Source organism: Nitrosomonas sp. (assembly GCF_040240425.1).
In the GTDB taxonomy this organism is placed as follows: Bacteria; Pseudomonadota; Gammaproteobacteria; order Burkholderiales; family Nitrosomonadaceae; genus Nitrosomonas.
On the sequence record NZ_QPHG01000048.1, the window covers coordinates 1 to 21,709 of the forward strand.

General features: G+C 49.4%; 20 protein-coding genes. 18 read left to right on the plus strand and 2 right to left on the minus strand.

The genetic code is table 11. The features are described from left to right. Positions 1 to 145: 145 nt before the first annotated feature. The 3 genes from DU481_RS13985 to DU481_RS13995 all read left to right on the plus strand — a co-directional run bounded on the left by DU481_RS13985 (position 146) and on the right by DU481_RS13995 (position 8,683). Positions 146 to 721 (plus strand): hypothetical protein, encoded by a 576-nt coding sequence (locus tag DU481_RS13985; protein WP_350135517.1) that lies wholly within the window; start codon positions 146 to 148, stop codon positions 719 to 721. A gap of 197 nt (positions 722 to 918) precedes the next feature. Beyond that, complete coding sequence (locus DU481_RS13990) at positions 919 to 1,362, plus strand: hypothetical protein (RefSeq protein ID WP_350135519.1); 444 nt, start codon at positions 919 to 921, stop codon at positions 1,360 to 1,362. Continuing rightward, complete coding sequence (locus DU481_RS13995) at positions 1,352 to 8,683, plus strand: calcium-binding protein (protein ID WP_350135521.1); 7,332 nt, start codon at positions 1,352 to 1,354, stop codon at positions 8,681 to 8,683. The genes DU481_RS13990 and DU481_RS13995 overlap by 11 nt, the downstream gene beginning before the upstream one ends. Positions 8,684 to 8,708: 25 nt before the next feature. Here DU481_RS13995 and DU481_RS14000 read toward each other — a convergent pair whose 3' ends face one another. After that, positions 8,709 to 9,641: a LysR family transcriptional regulator gene (locus DU481_RS14000; protein WP_350135523.1), complete on the minus strand. Its 933-nt coding sequence runs from the start codon at positions 9,639 to 9,641 to the stop codon at positions 8,709 to 8,711. A gap of 130 nt (positions 9,642 to 9,771) precedes the next feature. Between DU481_RS14000 and DU481_RS14005 the strand changes: the two genes are divergently transcribed. The 5 genes from DU481_RS14005 to sdhA all read left to right on the plus strand — a co-directional run bounded on the left by DU481_RS14005 (position 9,772) and on the right by sdhA (position 13,712). Then, positions 9,772 to 10,638, plus strand: coding sequence for a pirin family protein (locus DU481_RS14005; protein WP_350135525.1), 867 nt, complete (start codon positions 9,772 to 9,774; stop codon positions 10,636 to 10,638). 20 nt (positions 10,639 to 10,658) lie between these two features. Further along, on the plus strand, positions 10,659 to 11,036 hold the full coding sequence (locus tag DU481_RS14010; RefSeq protein ID WP_090319795.1) for a DoxX family protein: 378 nt from the start codon (positions 10,659 to 10,661) through the stop codon (positions 11,034 to 11,036). Positions 11,037 to 11,210: 174 nt separating this feature from the next. Then, the gene (gene sdhC, locus DU481_RS14015) at positions 11,211 to 11,600 is read left to right on the plus strand and encodes a succinate dehydrogenase, cytochrome b556 subunit (protein ID WP_350135527.1); all 390 of its coding nucleotides are present in this window, start codon (positions 11,211 to 11,213) and stop codon (positions 11,598 to 11,600) included. After that, positions 11,594 to 11,947 (plus strand): succinate dehydrogenase, hydrophobic membrane anchor protein, encoded by a 354-nt coding sequence (sdhD, locus tag DU481_RS14020; RefSeq protein ID WP_350135529.1) that lies wholly within the window; start codon positions 11,594 to 11,596, stop codon positions 11,945 to 11,947. Before sdhC ends, sdhD begins: the two co-directional genes overlap by 7 nt. A 1-nt stretch (position 11,948) precedes the next feature. Beyond that, entirely contained in the window at positions 11,949 to 13,712 is a 1,764-nt protein-coding gene (sdhA, locus tag DU481_RS14025; RefSeq protein ID WP_350135531.1) for a succinate dehydrogenase flavoprotein subunit, read from the plus strand. Between the two features lie 16 nt (positions 13,713 to 13,728). Here the strand turns inward: sdhA and DU481_RS14030 are convergent, their stop codons facing one another. Continuing rightward, positions 13,729 to 14,562 (minus strand): thermonuclease family protein, encoded by an 834-nt coding sequence (locus DU481_RS14030; RefSeq protein WP_350135533.1) that lies wholly within the window; start codon positions 14,560 to 14,562, stop codon positions 13,729 to 13,731. Positions 14,563 to 14,878: 316 nt separating this feature from the next. On the opposite strand from DU481_RS14030, the gene DU481_RS14035 reads away from it, so the two are divergent. The 10 genes from DU481_RS14035 to DU481_RS14080 all read left to right on the plus strand — a co-directional run bounded on the left by DU481_RS14035 (position 14,879) and on the right by DU481_RS14080 (position 21,579). Continuing rightward, positions 14,879 to 15,691, plus strand: a complete 813-nt coding sequence (locus tag DU481_RS14035) for an ABC transporter ATP-binding protein (RefSeq protein ID WP_107804452.1) — start codon at positions 14,879 to 14,881, stop codon at positions 15,689 to 15,691. Next, positions 15,684 to 16,481 carry a lipid asymmetry maintenance ABC transporter permease subunit MlaE gene (gene mlaE, locus DU481_RS14040; protein ID WP_090319779.1) on the plus strand — a complete coding sequence of 266 codons (798 nt, stop codon included), beginning with the start codon at positions 15,684 to 15,686 and terminating at the stop codon, positions 16,479 to 16,481. The genes DU481_RS14035 and mlaE overlap by 8 nt, the downstream gene beginning before the upstream one ends. Next, the gene (gene mlaD / locus DU481_RS14045; RefSeq protein WP_090319776.1) at positions 16,481 to 16,948 is read left to right on the plus strand and encodes an outer membrane lipid asymmetry maintenance protein MlaD; all 468 of its coding nucleotides are present in this window, start codon (positions 16,481 to 16,483) and stop codon (positions 16,946 to 16,948) included. The genes mlaE and mlaD overlap by 1 nt, the downstream gene beginning before the upstream one ends. Before the next feature lie 77 nt (positions 16,949 to 17,025). Further along, positions 17,026 to 17,646 carry an MlaC/ttg2D family ABC transporter substrate-binding protein gene (locus tag DU481_RS14050; RefSeq protein ID WP_502889974.1) on the plus strand — a complete coding sequence of 207 codons (621 nt, stop codon included), beginning with the start codon at positions 17,026 to 17,028 and terminating at the stop codon, positions 17,644 to 17,646. 17 nt (positions 17,647 to 17,663) lie between these two features. Beyond that, positions 17,664 to 17,993, plus strand: coding sequence for an STAS domain-containing protein (locus DU481_RS14055; RefSeq protein WP_350135537.1), 330 nt, complete (start codon positions 17,664 to 17,666; stop codon positions 17,991 to 17,993). A 61-nt stretch (positions 17,994 to 18,054) separates the two neighbouring features. Continuing rightward, the gene (locus tag DU481_RS14060; protein WP_350135539.1) at positions 18,055 to 18,972 is read left to right on the plus strand and encodes an ABC transporter ATP-binding protein; all 918 of its coding nucleotides are present in this window, start codon (positions 18,055 to 18,057) and stop codon (positions 18,970 to 18,972) included. Then, a complete protein-coding gene (locus DU481_RS14065) occupies positions 18,969 to 19,724 on the plus strand; it encodes an ABC transporter permease (protein WP_090319768.1) in 756 nt (251 codons plus the stop codon). Before DU481_RS14060 ends, DU481_RS14065 begins: the two co-directional genes overlap by 4 nt. A gap of 51 nt (positions 19,725 to 19,775) precedes the next feature. Continuing rightward, positions 19,776 to 20,018 carry a BolA family protein gene (locus tag DU481_RS14070; RefSeq protein ID WP_350135541.1) on the plus strand — a complete coding sequence of 81 codons (243 nt, stop codon included), beginning with the start codon at positions 19,776 to 19,778 and terminating at the stop codon, positions 20,016 to 20,018. A 107-nt stretch (positions 20,019 to 20,125) separates the two neighbouring features. After that, on the plus strand, positions 20,126 to 20,914 hold the full coding sequence (djlA, locus tag DU481_RS14075) for a co-chaperone DjlA (RefSeq protein ID WP_350135543.1): 789 nt from the start codon (positions 20,126 to 20,128) through the stop codon (positions 20,912 to 20,914). 23 nt (positions 20,915 to 20,937) lie between these two features. Continuing rightward, positions 20,938 to 21,579 (plus strand): glutathione S-transferase, encoded by a 642-nt coding sequence (locus DU481_RS14080; protein ID WP_292667614.1) that lies wholly within the window; start codon positions 20,938 to 20,940, stop codon positions 21,577 to 21,579. The last annotated feature ends 130 nt before the right edge of the window (positions 21,580 to 21,709 follow it).

The window sequence follows — 21,709 nt, forward strand, 5'->3', positions numbered from 1 at the left end:
GATAAAGCTGCCAGATTTCCTGACGATCCAATAATGTTAAGCGAGTGCGTTTGTGTATGTTCATCTACAGTATTCTCCTGAATACTGTAAACAACGCTAGGAATTCTTACATATCAGAGATTTTGCAACTAGGGTTTTTGACATCATGTTGTTTGGCAGTACGCAACTGTATCCTCAATATAATAGTCTTAAAACCAAGGTTACTGAGTGGCTGGGAAACGGCACACTTTCTCCGACATTCACTGTTACCGGGCATAGCATGGGTGGTTTTCTGGCAACGGGTCTTGTTAACGATCCTGACTTCGCCAGTAATGTTTCACATGCTTATCTCTACAACACACCAGGACTGGGTGGTTTTCTAGGACCTTCCATAAATACCGTGCTGGGTCGGATAAATTTTGCCGAAGCATATGATCAATCTAAAATCAGTAATATCGAGGCGGCAACCGGTGTCAGTCCAATTTTAGGTCTGGATTTCGACGCCGCTCCTCCGATTGACATCATCATTGAAGATCAAATGGCATCGAATATCAGCGATTCTACCAGCGCGCGCAACCACAGCCAGCAAGTACTAACCGATGCTTTAGCCGTCTATACCGTTTATTCACAATTGGCGTTCAATCTGGAGCAGGCGCAACTCAACAAACTGATGGATGCTTTCGGTTCGACCAAGGATGTCATTGGAGCATCCAATAGTGAAACCCTGGAATCCGCATGTTGATGCGTTCCGTGTCATTTTGTGAACCCCAAATCAACTTGCAAAAGAAAATTTTTTTGTGTGTCGCTGTGTTGAAATTCCAAACTTGGAATAAAGAATCAATAAACAATACCCGTTAAATTCTGCTTTGACTGTAACTTGCTGCTGTAAGAGCGGGATTTTGTGAAGGTTATTACCCGATGCCAATAGAGGCCTGCTATATGAAAAAAATCGTTTTATTTTTGTTTGCATCATTGATCGTATATGCCACCTTTTTTACGGAAAAAGACCGGCTGGATAGGGAAGTCAAACGGCTGTGTGCTACAGATGGTGGAATCAAGGTGTATGAAACGGTGAAGTTGCCGGCGGAAAGATTTGATCAGTATGGAAGAATAAAAATTCAAACTAAAGAATACATGAAATCAACAGATGAATACTATGTTGATTATAAAAGTAATTATATCATTATTGGCAATCCGAGGCTGATGCGAATCAATGTCAAAATTGTTCGTACCAAAGATGGAAAGGTAATGGGAGAATTTACGCAATATACAAGAGGAGGTGGAGATATGCCCGGTCCTTGGCACGGATCATCGTTTAGTTGTCCATCGTCATCTTTAGGACTGGAGGCTTTAGTTTTTGTAAGAGAGGTAAATGATGATTAGTGACAGTTCCAAACAGGCTGAATTGGCATTGGCTGCATACAGTGACTTGGATCAAGGTATGCAACTAGGTCAATTTATTAGCACCCTACAAGATGGTGGTGAAGGTTTGTCAGAATCTCAAGCCATTAAATTTGCTTCCACTTACCATGTAGTAGACCGTTACTTCGATGCCACCGGTCTTTCAGCAACAATTTTTGCCACAGATACAACTGGAGAAACATTTCTCGCCATACGTGGTACAGAAGAAGGTGATTTAAGGGATCTATTGACGGATCTGATTAATATCACCTGGCTGGGTGATACGACGTTGCAACCGCAATATATCAGCCTCAAGCTTAAAGTTGCCGAATGGATCGAGAATGGAATACTTCCACAAAGTTTTACCGTCACGGGCCACAGCTTAGGTGGTTTTCTGGCGGCAGGGCTGGTCGCGGAGCCCGTGTTTGCCGATCATATTTCGCATGCGTACCTATTCAACGCTCCGGGTGTGGGTGGTTTTACAGGCTCCCATGCAGCAGCTTATGCGGTTCTGAATTTTCTTGGAATTTCTTCCTTATACGATCAATCCAAAATCAGCAATATCGAAGCGGCAACCGGTATCAGTCCAATTTCAGGTCTGGGTTTCGACGCCGCTCCCCCGATCGACATCATCATTGAAGACCAAATGGCTCCGGACATAAGCAATCCTCCTGGCGCACGGAACCACAGTCAGCAGGTATTAACCGATGCTTTAGCTACCTATTCGGTTTATTCCCAATTGGCTCCCAGCCTGAATCAGGAACAACTTAACAAACTCATCGATGCTTTCGGTTCGACCAAGGATGTCAGTGGAGCATCCAACAGCAAAACGCTGGAATCCGCCGTCGATGCGTTGCGCGTCATTTTGCTGAATCCCGAGAATGGCAAGATTGCGCTCGGTGAAAATCAGAAGACGGAAACGGGCAATCGCGACAAGTTTTATGAGAATCTCTATGCATTACAAAAGAGTGACCAGTTTAAGGAATTAGCAGGCAAAGTTCAGTTGACGCTGCTATCTGATCTATCCGCCAGCGCGATCATCAGCAAGATCGAAAGCAATGATCAGGGTGGTCTGGCAACCCGCTTTGCGTTGCTCGCACTGAATCCTTTTATCCTGGAAGGAGAAAAGATTAATTACGGTGTTTTCAACACAAACGGTGAACTGGATCTCTTCAACCCGGATAGCGGCACGGGCACGTTGACTTCATCCTATCTGGTCGATCGCATGGCGATGTTGACACGTAAAAATTGGTTCAACATCGAAGATAAGAATCCACTGGATTCCGCAGTCTCATTTAGTTCAAGTAATCATAGCTATCAAAATATCAATGATTATTTTGAAGACGTAACCTCGGGTTACAAGATTTCACAAGGCGAATTGTCGGGGAACACGCCGCGATATTTCTTCGGCGGTGAGGATGCGGACAATCCGGCCGCTTCCGCTGTTGAGGATCATTTATACGGCGGTGGGGGAGATGACACGCTGAAGGGGCTGGAAGGCAATGATTACTTGGAAGGTGGCGCGGGCTCGGATACTTATATCGTCAACCCTGGCGACGGCACCGATACCGTGCTGGATACCGACGGAATCGGTGCCGTTCAATTCGGCGCGGTGATTGTGCAAGGCAGAAGCGGTGTGACCGATAGCAAGGATTGGATAAGAAGCGGCGATACCTGGATGGATCAGAGAAACGATTTGGTCTATCTCCTCGCGGCTCAAGAAAATGGCACCTATGACTTGTTCGTCAGTTTTGTCGGATCTTCCGGCAGTGCTAGGGTTCGGATAAAAAATTGGAGCGATGGCAAGCTGGGTATTACCCTTGGTGATAATGCGCCCAACGATGCACCGGTATTGGATCGAATTATCGTAGGCGATTTGAAACCAGAGAAGCCGATTGATTACGATGAGCTCGACAACATTGTCGTCGGTTCTGAAGAAGCGCCGGATCGCGAGGATTTTTTATATGGCAGCGCCGAGAACGATCATATTCGCAGCCTCGGCGGTAATGACGAGGTCGACGGTAAGGATGGCAGAGATCGTATCGAAGGCGGAGCGGGCGAGGACATTCTGTCGGGTGGCGATGGTGATGATGTAATGCTGGGCGGTACCGATAGCGACATCATCCGGGGGCAAAAGAATAACGATAGGCTTTACGCGGAAACCGAGTATACCTTGGATGCCGCCTATGCATTGAGCAACACTCAGACCGGAAGCGGTGAAAAAGGCGATTTGCTCGATGGCGGCGCAGGCAACGATACGCTCGTAGGCAATGACGGCAATGACATCTTGATGGGAGGTATAGGCAAAGATATTTTACTCGGGCTGGGTGGAGACGACATGATTGAGGGTGACCTCAACATCGAATCCTTCGACAGGGATTGGAAAATCAACCGTTCAACCAGCAGCAAGGATAATGTTACCACCTACACTCGGAAATATAACTTCGGCACGTCACCCGCGGAGGTTGCCATGGCTGCCGGGGGTGATGACGTTATCACGAGCGGTAGCGGGAAAGACTGGATTTTTGCGGGAGGCGGTAACGATTCGATTGACGGCGGTGCCGATAGTGATGTTATTTTTGGGGAAGCGGGTAGCGATACCATTCTTGGGCAGAATGGCGATGATGTATTGCAAGGGGATAATTCTCCAGAGAGATTGGATGCATCCTTACATGGTAACGATTTTTTAAATGGCGGCAGCGGCAATGATGCGCTGACGGGCGGTGGAGGTTCCGATTATCTTGCTGGTGGCGCGGGCATGGATGTGCTTGTCGGCGATGACAGAGGAGTTTCGTCGCCCTATCAGGGCGATGATTTTTTGGATGGGGGGGCAGACGCAGATCGGCTTATTGGTGGAGGGGGCAAGGACACGCTGGTTGGTGGAACCGGAAATGATGAGTTATATGGCGGAGCGGGTGATGACACTTATCTTGGCGTTGAAGAAGGTGATTTGATCAACGATCTGGAAGGAAACAATATCATTATGCTGGCCGACGCCGGTAGCAGCGGAATACCCGCGGGTGCGCTGGCCAAGTTGAGCGATGCAGCGGCAAATTCCGGCGCGAAATTGTCGAATACACCATCGGCTGTGACATGGCTCGGTGATCCCGGCGTATTGCGCGTCTCCTTGGGAAATGGCGGAGCACTTGATCTGCGCAATGCGCTTTATGGCATGGCTGCACAAATCCAATTTGATCATGGCAACAATTCAATCAGCTTGGAGACTTGGGTCAGCGAGAACTTGCGTGAGGCGGTCGTGTTGGACTTGTTGTCCATTACGGTTGACTCCGGACAACCGGTGGTACAAGCCTACGGCGGTGCAGGCGCGGATTTCATTCAGGGCGGCATCAACAACGATACTCTCAAAGGTTATGGCGGTGACGATTTCCTGTTAGGCGATACCGGCGATGATTTGATTACCGGTGGAACGGGGAATGATGCGCTATTTGGTCAAATCGGCAATGATACATTGCAAGGCGGTGCCGGTGCCGATCGCTATACCGGGGGTGGTGGCATGGATATTTATACTTTCAATCGCGGTGACGGTGCCGATACGATTACCGCGACGGCCAGCGAAGACGCAGTTGGCGATGAAGTTCAACTGGGTACCGGTATTGCCGCAAGCGATCTGCGTTTTTTTGCATTGGCGGACGGCAGTTTGCTGATGCGTATTGGAGATACGCAAGACAGCATGCTGTTTGAAAGCTGGTTTAACCAAGGACCAAATATTTCAGCGCTGCGGTTCAGCGATCATTCGTTGCTGAATGCCAGTGAGGTCGGTGCGCTGGCCGAGAGCATTCTCGGCGGAACATCGAGCGATGATAATTTGCTGGGTACGATTGCGGATGACCGCATGGAAGGCAATGCAGGCGACGACACGCTCGACGGTAGCGCGGGAGACGACATACTCATCGGCGGCGAGGGTACCGATACTTATCTTTTCGGCTGGATGTCGGCGGGAAACGATGTGGCAGTGGAAGTGGCCGATGGCATGAGCATCGTAGCTCTGACGGAGGGCGCGGCGCTGGCCGATCTGCGGCACGAGCGGATAGGCAATGATTTGGTCCTGACATTGCACGGTGGCGGTGCGGCGTTAACGTTGCAGGATTATTTTGTGTCACCGCATATTTGGACCATTCGTGAAGAAAACGGAGCAGTAATCAATATCACCGACTGGCTCACGGCGTCTGAATCCGATACCGATATTACGCAATTACAAGCGGATTTCCTGGATACCGCGCGTGCGCAATGGGTCAATGATTTGTTGAACAGCCGCTTTCAAGCGGATTTTGGCACTTATGCGCGAATAGACGATGCAACTTACCGTGCTGAATCGGTGGCTGTCTCTGAAACAGAAATTGTGCTGCAACATTTTGCGTTACTGGATACCGCCGCCGATACCGCTGTCATCCAGCGGCAATCGGACAGTTCCGATGATTCCAGCACGACAACCGATCTGATCAATGCCTCGCTTCCTAATACTCCGGAGACGAATCTATCCTCCGAACGGAAGTTTATTCCGATTGCCGAATGGGGACGGCTACTAAAAGAATTGGGTGCGACAGGTACCAGCACCGAGGGACTGGTACTGGTTTACGATAACGGCGTACTCGTCGGTTTCATCACCGGTGGTCAAGCCGCAACATCGTCAACATCCGGTGAGCTTCGCAATTATTGGCAAACCACAACAACCATCAACACGCAGGTCGAGCGCATTCAAGGCGGTGACAGCGATAATGTCATCATAGGTTATAAATACGGTAACGGTTATCAATATAACGATGGATACGGGCAAAGCGATATTGCCTCGGCCAGTGAAATTTCCTTGATCGACGGTGGCGGTGGTGACGATACGCTCTATGCATCGGGAAAAATCGCGTTAAATAATGAAATGTATTACTTCACCGATGTCGCGCCGAATATCGGCGGATTTCTTTATGGAAACACCGGTAACGATACGTTGTATGGTAACTATGCCCGGGATATCTTGGCGGGTGGTGATGGGGATGATTTTCTCGATGGTAAGTTCAGTCAGGATACCTACGTCATGTTTGTAGGAGAATCCGGTTTGGACACGATTTGGGATACGGGGACGCAGCTGTGGCAAATCGGAAGCAACGGAGACAGGGACGGTGTTAGCTCACACTTGAATGACACGCTGGAAGCGAAACCGGTTGCGCAGGATGTATTGCGTCTGACAGGTATTCATTCGGGCGATATTGCCGTCACACCGGGGCAACGGGTAGTTGAAGGAGTACGTGCCGTTCGCTATGAAAGTGATGATCCGAGCGCTATTGCGACACTTTACAGCCAAACCACACACGCTACGATCGTTCTGTCATGGACGGGCGGCGGCGTTGAAATCGTACTGCCGAATTCGACCGATCTGCCCGGCATGGGATTGGAACGTGTACAGTTTGGTGACGGTTCAGAACTGACTATACCGGAATTGATCGCGCTGGCCGGTTCCGCACTCATAATTAATCCGCAGGAAATGAATAATCACATCGCCGGCAGCAACGGAAATGATGTGATTTATGGTGAAGGCGGCAACGATACGTTGGCAAGTGGTGACGGTGACGACATTCTAAATGGTGGCGCAGGCAACGATATCCTCACGGGCGGAACGGGAAGTGACACCTATTTGTTCGGTAAAGATTCCGGTCAGGATATGATCGACAGTGAGGACACGACCCCTGGAAAGATCGATTCGGTGTTGTTTGATGATGGTATTACACCGGACCAAGTGCGCGTCAGTCGTTCCGGCAATGACTTGATACTGGCCCTGATAGGCACCTCGGATACTCTTACAATCCGCAATTACCTGGAAAATGAAGGCGTTAATCCATTTTCTGTCGAACAGATCCGGTTTAACGAAGACGGCGTCATCTGGGATCCGGCAACAATTAAAACAAAACTGGAGAGCAACAGAGCGCCCGAGTTATCCATTGCTCTTCCCGATCAAAAAGCAACCAAGGGAAATATCTTCAGTTACACCGTGGCTCCGGATACATTTGCCGATCCGGATGATAGCGACATGCTCACCTTCAGCGCGGCATTAGCTGATGGCAGCGCCTTGCCGTCATGGCTCGATTTTGACCCGGAGTCACTGACATTCAGCGGTACGCCTGATTCCACCGGTCTATTGAGCGTGCAGGTAAGCGCAAAAGATACCGGTAATCTGATCGCTGCGGATACTTTCGATATCGATATTAGTGACTTGGGGCTGACGAGCAACGGCACATCGGGCGCTGACATGTTGATTGGCAGTAACGGCAATGACATACTCAATGGTTTGGGCGGTAACGATAGTTTGACTGGCGGTGCCGGTAATGATCGTCTTAATGGCGGTGCGGGTAACGATATCATGATGGGTGGAACGGGTGATGATGTTTATACAGTCAATAGTGCGCTGGACATTGCTATCGAGAGCCTTGATGAAGGCACCGACACCATTCGTTCTCTGGTTTCTTACACACTGGGCGCCAATGTTGAAAATCTCCATCTTATCGGTACCAGTGTAACCGGAGGAACGGGGAATGTATTAGATAATGATTTGACTGGTAATAGCGCCAGCAATACGCTCACCGGACTGTCGGGCAATGACAAACTGGATGGCAAAGAAGGGAATGATGTGCTAATCGGCGGCAGCGGCAATGATTTCTATGTGGTCGATAACATCGGCGATTCGATCATCGAGTTAAGTGCTGAGGGAATCGATAAAGTCAGATCGAGTATCAGTTTCACATTAGGTGCGAATATTGAAGACCTTGTCCTGACCGGTAGTGCAGCGATTAATGGAACGGGTAATGAATTGGACAATGTTTTAACCGGCAATAGTGCCGGCAATATATTGCAAGGTGAATCCGGTAGTGATCGTCTCAATGGTAAGGAAGGTGCCGATATTCTAATCGGTGGAAGCGGTAACGATGTCTATATCTTTGGACGGAATTATGGCATGGATACTTTGATCGACCATGACTCTGCGCCGGGTAATTTCGATACCGTGCGATTCCTCCCCGGCATTAGTGTGGATCAGATATGGTTTCAGCGAGCAGGTAATAATCTGGAGGCAAGTGTTATAGGAACATTGGATAAAGTAGTGATCGACGACTGGTACCTCGGATCCGCTAATCACATCGAGCGGTTTAAAACCTCCGATGGTCTGACGTTACGAGATTGGCAGGTGGATGATATGGTCAACGCGATGGCAGATTTCGCTTTACCTGACTTGGGAGAAACCATTCTACCGCCTGATTACGCATCGATTCTAAGTGCTATCATCGCACCGCACTGGGGCTAATATTCCCAATGCCACTCGGGATGGGTCAAGAAATGTTTTTAAAATTTTTCAAGCACCTGTCCCAATAAGGCATTCCTTCAAACCGCTTAACCAGAAAATCGACGAATGCCCTGACGCGTTGCGAGAGATGGCGGGTTTGCGGATAAATAGCGTATGCGGCAAGTTGCGAGTGGCGATATTCCGTCAATAGCGGCACCAGTGCGCCGCGCTCGATTTCCCGGTATACGATAAAGGACGGCATCAGCACGATGCCCAATCCGTTGACGGCGGCATCGCGAAGAAATTCGCCATTGCTGGCTTTCAGGTAAGGCGTGATGCGGGTTTTGATCAATTGGCCTGCGGCATCGTAGATGTTCCAGTTGTCGATGTTGCTGATCAGGTTATACACCAGGCAGCGGTGTTTGATGAGTGCTTCCGGCGATTCCGGTTCGCCCATGCGTTCGAGGTAAGCCGGGCTTGCGCACATGACGGCTTGAATGGGAGCCAGGCGGCGCGCAATCAGGCTTGAATCGGGCAAGCTGGCGATGCGGATGGCAAGGTCAAAACCATCGGCCAGTAAATCCACATGCCGGTCGTTAAAATCCAGATCGAATTCGATTTCCGGATGGGTTTGCAAGAACTCGTTGATGGCGGGTCCCAGGTGCATCAAACCAAAGCTCAGTGGCACCGCTACTTTCAGACTGCCTTTTAATGCACCATGAAATTGCGAGGTGGCGTGCTCGGCTTCGAGAATATCGGCCAGAATGCGCACCGATTGCTGATAAAAAGCACGTCCGCTATCGGTCAGATTCATTTGCCGGGTGGTGCGGTGAAACAATTCCACGCCGAGGTGTTCTTCCAATTCTTTCAAGCGGCGGCTAACCACCGATTTCGCTACATCCATGCGATCGGCAGCGGCGCTGATGCCGCCCGCTTCGACGACGCGCACGAAGGCGTTCATATTCTCATATCGATCCATCAGAATGTCTCATTGTTGTTAATAACAGAACAATCATTTCTTATTATGGTTATTTATTCTTATTATAACAACGATGATAATGCTCCCTGTCAACCGATTACAACGATGAATCACAATAAAGGAGAAAGTCATGGATACAGCAGTGAATTCTGTACGAATAATCCCGGCAGTGGCCGTACCGGAAGGCGCCGGTGTGACCGTATACCGCACGATTGGATCCCCGGTGTTGCGCGATTACGATCCGTTTTTGTTGTTGGATCACATCAGCAGCGATAAGCCGGAAGATTATAAGGCAGGTTTTCCGTCTCATCCGCATCGCGGATTTACGACGTTTACCTATATGATCGACGGTCATATGGAGCATCAGGACAACATGGGCAATAGCGGTGATCTCGGACCCGGTTCCGCGCAATGGATGAAAGCGGCCAGTGGCATCATTCATTCAGAAATGCCGAAGCAGAAGAATGGCTTGATGCGCGGATTCCAGCTGTGGATCAACCTGCCCGCAGCGCATAAGATGGATCACCCGGAATATCAGGAATATCCTGCGGAAGCTTTTCCCGTGGTGAAAATGCAGGATTATACGGTGAAAGTTTTAATCGGCCGCTTTGCCGATACGAACGCGCCGATTACGGATGAGCTGACCGGGGTGTCTTATTACGATGTGCAGGTGCAGCCCGGCAAGCATTTTCAACACCGCCTGCCAGCCGGGAATAATAGCTTTCTCTATGTCTTTGAAGGCGATGGGCAATTGGGCGAACAACGTGTGCCGCTACATTCGTGGGTGCCATTGGGTGCGGATAAGGGTTCATTCGACTTCGTTGCCGGAAAAAAGGGCGCGCGCCTGCTGGTTGTCAGCGGCAGGCCGATTGGTGAACCGGTGGCGCGGTATGGTCCGTTTGTCATGAATACCCGGGAACAAATCGATCAGGCGATGCAAGATTTTCAGTCCAACAATTTTGTGCGCGATCGTGCATGGATTAAACGTAATCAATAAACAATTTTAAGGAGATCATCATGGAAAAAATCAGTCAATTCGTTGCGCGTGTCTTTCTGGGGCAAATTTTTTTATTATCCGGCTTTTTCAAAATCAGCGGTTATGAAGGTACGCAAGGTTATATGGAAGCGATGGGTGTGCCGGGCATGCTGCTACCGCTGGTGATAGCCCTTGAGATAGGCGGCGGCCTGGCGATTGTGGCGGGATGGCAAACCCGATGGGTGTCGATTGCGTTGGCTGCGTTTACGTTGGCCGCTGCGGCAATTTTTCACAGCAATTTATCGGATCAAATGCAGATGATCATGTTCCTGAAGAATATCGCGATAACCGGCGGATTCATACTGCTGGCTGTGCATGGCGCAGGGGGATACAGCCTGGATGGGCGGCGCGCGCAGTAAGTAGCTATCAATCATTCTGTTGGGCTTGAAAACCCGGTTGCTTGCGGCCGGGTTTTGCGTATTCCCTCAAGTTATGGCTTGTATCGGGCAGCGTAACAGAATACACTTGGTTGCAATTTTTAGCGTTTTAGCCGGGTTTTGGCGATAGCATTTTCTACTGTAGAATTTCTCCGCATGGAAGCAAAATTACATCATAAACGCCCCAAGCATCTGAATCTGCTCAAGATCAAGCAACCGCTGCCGGCGGTGGTTTCCATTCTGCATCGCATCAGTGGTGCTTTGCTGTTTTTTCCCGGTATTCCCTTATTGCTGTGCGGTTTGCAGATGCTATTGCAATCATCGCAAAGCTTTGAAGTTTTACAGGATTATCTGCGTAATCCGATGATTAAACTTGCACTGTTGCTCCCCTTGTGGTTTTTCCTGCACCATCTGTGCGCCGGTATCCGCCATGTCTTACTGGATCTGCAAATCGGTATAGTATTGGCGCAAGCGCGTACCAGCAGCAAGCTGGTGCTGGCGGCCGGATTTCTGTTGACGGCACTGATCGGGTGGCAGCTATGGTGAGGCCGTCGAGACTGGCCGTGACTGGCGCGCACTATGGCCTGAAGGATTGGCTGGCGCAACGTGTGACAGCGGTGCTGATGGTGATTTATCTCATCGTGCTGACCGCAGTCTTGCTGATTGCCGCACCGCAGGATTATGCCGCTTGGAAAGCTGTATTCAGTCATCAATGGCTGCGCATCGCCACTTTGGTATTTTTCATTTGTCTGTTCTGGCATGCCTGGGTCGGCATGCGTAATATTTTGATGGACTATGTGCATGCCACGGCGATCCGCCTGACAGTGCAAATTGCCGTCATCACCGCTTTGCTGTTTTATCTGATATGGGCTACGGAAATATTGTGGAGTTGATGTGGCAATAACCAAAAGAAAATTTGATGTGGTCATCGTGGGTGCGGGCGGTGCCGGAATGCGCGCGGCGTTGCAGTTATCCGAAGCCGGGTTGAAAGTGGCGGTGCTATCCAAGGTTTTCCCCACTCGTTCGCATACCGTTTCGGCGCAAGGTGGAATTGCCGCAGCGCTGGGAAATGTGACGGAAGACCATTGGCATTGGCACATGTACGATACCGTCAAAGGCTCCGATTACCTGGGCGATCAGGATGCCATCGAATTCATGTGCCGTCAGGCCAATGAAGTCGTGTATGAGCTGGAGCATTTCGGTATGCCGTTCGACCGGCTGGAAAACGGCAAGATTTATCAACGCCCATTCGGTGGACAATCACAAAATTTCGGCGGCGCGCAAGCAACGCGTTCTTGTGCGGCGGCGGATCGTACCGGTCATGCGCTATTGCACACGCTGTATCAACGCAATGTCAGCGCCAATACCCAGTTCTTTGTCGAATGGATGGCATTGGATTTGATTCGTGACGAGCAAGGCGACGTGCTGGGCGTCACCGCGCTGGAAATGGAAACCGGTGAGGTTTCGATCCTGCAAGCCCGGGCCACTTTGTTTGCCACCGGCGGTGGCGGGCGGATTTTTCAAGCCAGCACCAACGCCTTGATCAATACCGGTGATGGTTTAGGGATGGCGGCACGCGCCGGAATTCCGCTGGAGGACATGGAATTTTGGCAATTCCACCCGACCGGTGTTTACGGCGTGGGTGTTTTGATCAGCGAGGCCGTACGCGGGGAAGGCGGTTATTTGCTGAACAAGGAAGGCGAACGTTTCATGGAACGCTATGCCCCCCATGCCAAGGATCTGGCCAGCCGCGATGTGGTGTCGCGTGCCATGACGACGGAAATGAAGGATGGGCGCGGTTGTGGCGAAGAAAGCGATCATTTGCTGTTGAAATTGGATCATCTGGGTGCGGAAATCATCAAAACCCGCTTGCCCGGCATCCGTGAACTGGCGATGAAATTTGCGCATGTCGATCCAATCAACGAACCGATTCCGGTTGTACCGACCGCGCACTACATGATGGGCGGCATACCGACCAATTATTTCGGGCAAGTGGTGGCACCGTATAAAACTGGCCCGGAAGAAGTCGTATCGGGATTTTACGCCGTCGGCGAGTGTGCTTGCGTATCGGTGCACGGCGCCAACCGCTTGGGTACCAATTCATTGCTTGACCTTGTCGTCTTCGGCCGTGCCGCAGCCAATCAGATTATTGAAGACTTGAAAATTCATCCGCACCACAAGCCATTGCCGGAGAATGCCGCGGATAGGACTTTGAATCGCCTGACGCGCTTGGAAAATCAGAAAGACGGCGAGAATGTCGCGCAAGTCCATGCCGCGCTTGCAAAGACGATGCAAACCTACTGCGGCGTGTTTCGCTTTGAAGACATGCTGCAAAAGGGCGTGGAAAAAATTCTGGAAGTCGGTCAGCGTGTGGGGCAAACGGAAGTTAAGGACAAAAGCGCAGTGTTTAATACCGCGCGAATCGAAGCGCTGGAGTTAGATAATCTGAAAGAAGTCGCGATCGCCACCATGATTTCCGCCGAAGCCCGGAGCGAAAGCCGCGGCGCGCATGCTCGTGACGATTTTCCCGGACGCGATGACGTCAAATGGTTAAAACATACGTTGTTTTTCAGCGAAGGTAATCGGTTGGATTACAAACCGGTGCGGCTGAAGCCGATTACGGTCGAGTCTTTTCCGCCGAAAGCCAGAACATATTGAGTTTAAACGCACAGCATTACCGCGCGATTAGCGCGCTCGGATGCTGAATCAGCATGGTGTAATGATCTTTGTTGCGTGATACCCAGCCGCGGATTTCCAGCGGTTTTCCCACGTATGTTGCAAGCTCGGGAAATAACTTGAGATTACTGTTGGCGACGCGGATGTCGACTTTGTCGTTAAAGAGCAAGCGGGTAAATTTACGGCTTTTTCTGATCGCCACCGGGGTTCCGGTAAATCGCTGCCAGCCTTTGGTGTAATTGGCGATTTCGGTGATGGGGCGGGATTGGTAATCCGGCATTGACCATATGCCCAGCTTTTGTTTTTCGGCATACTGCTGTGCCTGGATCAGTTTGTCGCTATAACGGCCATTAGGCGGGATAATGCTGATCGCAGCCAAGCCGTTTTCCAATAAAGCCAGATTCACGTGTTTGCCATTTGGCAAAAATACATGCGCCAACAGACGCTTGTACTTATCTCGCCTGACTTCATCAAATTCCAGATAAACCTGGCCTTCCCGCAACTGATTCTGCAGCCATTTTTTTGCGGCAATTCCGCCCGGTTCTTCGCTGCGATGACGGCTTTCGATTTCCGGTGTGTTGACCCCCAATAGACGGACTTGTTTCCTGTTTTCCAGAATGATCGTATCGCCATCGTACACCCGGGCGACTTGATACAATTGGCGGCTGGGCTGACCGATAATTTTGACCGGTTGGGCATTGGCCGATGGGGTGTCGGAATAAGTGACACGTCCTTGTGCGTCGATACTGCGGTAAATTTCGCTTGCCGGTGCTACGGTTGCAGCGAGACTGAAAAGCAGAAAAAGCAGTCGGATCGATTTGCTGCGGAACATGAGTGATTTAGGCTGAATACGATTTAAGTATCTGGATCATCAGGTAAAAACTGTATTGTATTTTCTCTATCGCAGTAGCAGGAATTTTGTAATCCACGCAATCTACTAACGAGCAGAGTTTCAAAAAACATAAAAATCGCCCGGCAAAATCTAATATAGCGCAATATTCTTGAGGAAAGTGGATTAAAATTGCCCCTGACAAAATTAAGTGAAAATTTAACCAATACAAGTCGGATTTTTTCAGCACCAACAATCGATTCAATCATTCCAATAACGACCATTTCCGGATTTCCCCTTGTTTATTTAACTGTCCAGCATGACATCTGAAAATTTAATTGAAATCAGCGGATTGAATTTTTCCTACGATACGCGCGCGATTCTGAAAGGTATCGACATGACGATGCAGCGCGGAAAGGTGATCGCCATCATGGGTGGCAGCGGATCGGGAAAAACTACGCTACTCAGATTGATTGGCGGCACAATTCAACCGACTTCGGGCTATGTGAAATTTGCCGGAAAAGTGGTGCATGAATTGGATCGCGATGCTTTGTTCAAATTGCGCCGCAAAATGGGCATGTTGTTCCAGTTCGGCGCGTTATTTACCGATTTGTCGGTGTTTGACAATGTGGCGTTTCAGATGCGCGAGCATACCAATTTGCCGGAATCGATGATCCGTGACTTGGTGCTGATGAAACTGCACGCCGTGGGTTTGCGCGGCGCGCAACATTTGATGCCTAATGCATTGTCCGGTGGTATGGCACGCCGCGTCGCGTTGGCGCGTTCGATCGCACTGGATCCGATGCTGATTATGTACGACGAGCCGTTCACCGGATTGGATCCGATTTCGCTGAGCGTGATCGGCAATCTGATCCGCCGTTTGACGGATGCGCTCGGTATGACTTCGATTGTGGTTACTCATGATGTGCAGGAGTCACTGAAAATTGTTGATTATGTGTACTTTATTGCGGATGGTGTGATTGCTGCCGAAGGCACACCGAAAGAAGTGCGCGAATCTGTTGCACCTTTTGTCCATCAGTTTGTGCATGGTGAAGAGGATGGGCCGGTGCCGTTCCATTATCCGGCGCAATCCTACCGCAAGGATTTGAATCTGGAGAATGCTCTTGCCTAGACGTATCGTATCCGGTATTCAACATATCGGGCATCGCGTGATTGAAAGTGTCTGGCGGTTAGGCATCGCCAGCCGCTTTTTCATCCTGGTACTGTTAAAATCCGGCACCAGCCTGCGCCGTTTCAATCTCGTCATACGGGAACTGTATTTCACCGGCGTGTTATCGCTGATCATTATTGTCGTGTCAGGACTCTTTGTCGGCATGGTGCTTGGGTTGCAAGGTTACGAAACGTTGCAAAAATACGGTTCGGAATCTGCGGTCGGCACGTTGGTGGCATTGTCGTTGGTGCGCGAATTGGGTCCGGTCGTCGCTGCATTGTTGTTTGCAAGCCGCGCAGGTTCCGCGATCACCGCAGAGATCGGTTTGATGAAAGCAACCGAACAACTGGCGGCGATGGGCATGATGGCGGTTGATCCGATTGCGCGTGTGGTGGCGCCGCGCTTCTGGTCAGGCGTGATTTCGATGCCGTTTCTGGCGGCCATTTTTTCCGTCATGGGTGTTTTTGGCGGTTATCTCGTGACTGTGGTCTTCATTGGCGTGGACGAAGGTTCTTACTGGTCGCAAATGCAAAGCGCGGTGGATTTCCGCTTTGATATCATGAACGGTTTTATTAAGAGTTGTTTTTTTGGTGTGGCAGTGACGGCCATTGCGGTTTTTGAAGGTTACGATGCACCGCCGACGGCGGAGGGCGTATCGGGCGCGACAACGCGTACCGTGGTTACGTCGTCATTGGTGATTTTGGGATTGGATTTTATTTTGACCGCTTTCATGTTTAGAGGGGTGAGTTAATGCAGCGGACAACGATGGATTTGTGGGTGGGATTGTTTGTGGTCATGGGCGTCATCGCGCTCATGATCCTGAGCCTGAAAGTGGGCAATCTCAATGTGTATAATCCTTCTCAAAGCTATGTCATTAGTGGAAATTTTGAAAATATCGGCGGTCTGAAAGTGCGTGCGCCGGTGAAGAGCGCAGGCGTTGTGGTCGGACGCGTCACGGATATTCAATTCAGCACGCAAACATATGATGCGGTGGTTACCATGAGCATGGACAGCCGGTTTCTATTTCCTAAAGATACATTTGCCAGTATTTTGACTTCGGGTTTGCTGGGTGAGCAGTATATTGGATTGGCTGCGGGCGGGGACGAGGCCATGCTGAAAGATGGCGATAAAATCATAAAAACTAACTCAGCCATGGTACTGGAAGAATTGATCGGACGTTTCTTATTCAATAAAGCGACGGAAGACGACTCTTTGTGATCTGGATGGATATTTGTTAATTTTGCGGTTGTTGGTTTAGTATTGTAACTATGACTAAAAATTTTGGTGAGGGCATGATGAAGAAATTTCTTGGAATAATGATAATAACACTCGCGAGTTTATTGGCGTTCCCGGCATGGTCAGCGGAACTGGCCCCTGACCGTCTGGTCGACAAAACGGTCAAGGAAGTGATGGAGATTATTCAGAAAGATGAAGAATTGAAAAATGGCAATAAGGAAAAAATGCTCGATCTGATCGAGACCAAAATACTGCCGCACTTCAATTTTAGCCGTATGACTCAGCTCGCGATGGGACAACACTGGTCGACAGCAGCGCCGGAACAACAACAAAAACTGGTGAATGAATTCCGTACATTGTTAGTGCGTACCTATTCCAATGCGTTGAACAGTCATAGTCACGAAACGATTAAAGTCAATCCGGTCAAGCAACTGAGTGATAAAACAGAAACCACAGTCCGGACTGTAGTCATTCAAGGGAATGGAAAAGAGCCATTGCCGATTGACTATAGCATGGAGAAAAAACCGGATGGATGGAAAGTCTATGATGTGACGGTCGCCGGTGTCAGTCTGGTGACCAATTATCGTGGAAGTTTTAACAGCCAGGTTCGTAAAGGCGGTGTCGAGGGATTGCTGAAAGTCTTAACGGATAAAAACAAATCCCTGGAAGGTAAAAAATAGTAACGGCGGGAAATCAATTGAGTCCTTCGATTCCGATGATTTTTCGTGATGGCAACACCGTGATCGTGCAGGGTGCTGTCACGATCGATCATGCGGTGATGCTGACGAAAAGCGGTATTGCGCTGTTCGACGATCAACCGCTGACGATCGATCTCGATCAAGTGACCGAAGTGGATTCAACGATCGTCAGTATATTGCTGGAATGGCAGCGTGCGACGCGTAAAAACAGCCATGTGCTGCAATTTATCAATATGCCCGAGAGCCTTAAAAGCCTGATCCAATTATATGGGGTTGCGGAATTAATTCCGCTCGCGGTCAATCCAGTTCCCGTGCAAAACGCTTCCTGACCGGATGCTGTTTTGCCAATCCTGAAGTTCCGAATTGCTCTCCTTTTGATTTCTTTATTCGATGCAACCTGCTATTGAAGTTAAGCACGTCTCCAAACGCTTTGGCGATGTGTGTGCACTATCCGGTATCGATCTTGAGATTCGCGCGGGAGAGTTTTTTGCGCTGCTGGGTCCTAATGGTGCCGGTAAAACCACGCTGATCAGCATCATCGCCGGTTTGACACTGGCCGATAGCGGCACGGTCAGCGTGATGGGACATAATGTCATTACACAATACCGGCAAGCGCGGCAGAGTTTAGGTGTGGTGCCGCAAGAATTGGTTTTTGACCCTTTTTTCACGGTGCGTGAAATTTTGTTAATCCAGTCCGGTTATTACGGTATTAAACACAATGGCGATTGGGTGGATGAAATTATTGAACGCCTGAATTTGACCAGCAAAGCCAACGCCAACATGCGTGCGTTGTCCGGTGGTATGAAACGCCGGGTTTTAGTTGCGCAAGCGCTGGTGCACAAACCGCCGGTGATTATTCTGGATGAGCCGACAGCCGGTGTGGACGTGGAGCTGCGCCAATCGCTATGGGATTTTATCCGCCAGCTCAATCAGAATGGACACACGATTGTGTTGACGACACACTACCTGGATGAAGCGGAAACGTTGTGTAACCGGGTGGCGATGCTGAAAGACGGAAAAATTGTCGCGCTGGATAGCACGCAGAATATGATCGGAAAACTGCCTGCCGGAAAATCGGTGCGGCTCAGATTGTTGCCTGATACCCTGCCAGCCGCGCTTCACACATTACAACTCAGTCATACCGGCGGAATGGTTGAATTGCGGATCGATACCTATGCGCAAGTGGAATTGATATTGTCGGCTTTGCGATCCGCGCACATTGAGATACTGGAAATGCATTTGCAGCAACCGGATCTGGAGGATGTATTCGTCAACATGATGAGAAACAGCGGAAATAAAGTGACATGACCGGATTTTTCACATTGCTCTATAAAGAATTGCTGCGTTTCTGGAAAGTTGGTTTTCAGACGATTGTCGCACCGATGGTTTCCACGCTACTGTATTTGCTGATTTTCTTTCATGTGCTGGAAGCGCACGTAGAAGCTTATCCGGGTGTGGCGTACACCGCATTTCTGATCCCTGGATTGGTGATGATGGCGGTTATTCAGAATGCTTTTGCCAATGCATCGTCCAGCATGATTCAATCTAAAATCAGCGGCAATATCGTCTTTATCCTGCTCTCGCCATTGTCTTATCACGCCATATTCTTTGCCTATATTATCGCTTCCATCGTGCGCGGATTGCTGGTCGGACTCGGGGTTTATTGGGTCACGCTGTTTTTCTTCGATATTCCCCTCGCGCAACCAGTCTGGTCGATACTTTTTGTCGTGCTCGGCAGCGCGATACTGAGTGCGTTGGGGTTGATAGCGGGTATCTGGGCGGACAAATTCGATCAATTAGCGGCTTTCCAGAATTTCATCATTTTACCGCTGACTTTTTTGTCCGGCGTGTTTTACACTATTCATTCGCTACCGGCCGGTTGGCAGTATTTTTCTCACTTGAACCCGTTTTTTTACATGATTGATGGATTCCGCTACGGCTTCTTCGGCGTATCGGATATTTCGCCTTATATTAGTCTCCTGATTGTGGCAATATGCTTGGTGGCCATATCCATGCTGACCATCCGCATGCTCAAAACCGGATATAAATTGCGGCACTAAAATAACGATTGTTTGATTTTGCATGTTCATCATGCGTGAAGGAGAATAGAAATGCTAACTGCAGAAAATGTAAAAACCTATATTGAATCGGCATTACCTTGTGAACACGTGCAAGTGGAAGGCGACGACGGACGCCATTTTCAAGCACTGATCGTCAGTGCGCAATTTCAAGGCAAAAATATAGTTCAGCAGCATCAGCTGGTCTACAAATCGCTGGGCGAAAAAATGAAACAGGATATTCATGCGTTGTCGATGAAAACATTAACGCCTGAGCAATGGACGAATAAATCCTGATCGTTCCAAGAAATTAGACTTTGACCGGGCATTCAAGATTTCAAGTCATTTTATCAACCGGCAATTCACGATAATTGCCTTTTGCTATCGATTTATCTGGAATTTCATTGTTTAGATTACTAGGCGCTTTAGCGGGTTTTTTCCTTCTCGGTTTTTGGGGCATTTTCCTGGGTTATTTTATCGGGAGTTTTATCGACCGGTTCAGAGCTTTTGGTTCGGGCGGAATGAATCCATTCAATGCCGTGCGGCGTCAATCGGTTTTCCTGGAAACCGTTTTTATTCTGATGGGCAAGCTGGCCAAAGCGGACGGAAGGGTATCCGAAACCGAAGTGTCGCATGTCGAGCAATTCATGCAGAAATTACGCATGACGCGCGATCACCGGTTGAAAGCCATCACGTTGTTCAAACAAGGCGCTTCGGCCGATTATGATATTAGCCCGCAACTCGATGTATTCCTGAAAACATGCGGTTATTCCCCCAATTTGCGGCAAATGCTGCTGGTTTATCTCATTATCATGGGATTATCCGACGGCCATTTGAATTCCGCTGAGGAAGAGCTACTGCGTGCCATTGCCGGACGTCTGGGTTATCACCAGGCCGCCTTCGATCAGTTGCTCGACATGATCATGAATCAAGCGCACTTTGCCGGAGGGCAAAGCACCTCGGCCAATGCGCTGGAAGATGCCTATAAGGCATTGGGCGTCAGCAAAGACAGCACGGACCAGGAGGTCAAACACGCTTACCGCAAATTGATGAGTCAATATCACCCGGATAAACTGATGGGGCAGGGCGTGCCGGAGGAAATGATCGCCGTCGCGACCGAACAGGCCAAGGAAGTGCAGACAGCCTATGATCTGATCAAAAAGAACCGGGAACAAAATCGCGCTACCGCTTAGCTGCGCACATTATTGAACGCACAATGAAACCGCTGCTGTATACATTCCGCCGTTGTCCTTTTGCTATTCGCGCCCGGTTGGCGATCACAATCAGCGGCGTTGAAGTCGATCAACACGAAGTCAGTCTGCGCGCCAAACCCAAAGAAATGCTGGAGTGCTCACCGAAAGGCACCGTGCCGGTTCTAAAGTTCGCCGATGGCAGCGTGCTTGAACAAAGTCTGGATATCATGCGGTGGGCGCTTTCGATCAATGATCCCGAACACTGGTTGGATGACGATCAGACAGTTGCGGCTGAGATCGCAGCACTGATCAAGCAAAATGACGAAACGTTTAAACCGGCGCTCGACCTGTATAAATATGCCGTGCGCTTCCCACAACACTCTGAGGCTTATTACCGCGAACAAGCCGAACCGTTTCTAGCGGAACTGGACATACGCCTGAGCAAAGATGGTTATCTGATATGTGGCCGCTATACACTGGCCGATATGGCTGTCTTCCCATTCATCCGGCAGTTTTCCAATGTCAATCGGGATTGGTTTTATGCCTCTCGCTATCATCATTTGATCGCATGGCTGGATCGGTTGATCGGTTCCGAATTATTTCAAAATGTCATGCAGAAAGAAGCTGAATCACTTAAAGAAGACGTTCTGGAAAATAAAAACTAACTTTAAAACTTATGTGTAAGAATTCCTAGCGTTGTTTACAGTATTCAGGAGAATACTGTAGATGAACATACACAAACGCACTCGCTTAACATTATTGGATCGTCAGGAAATCTGGCGGCTTTATCAAACC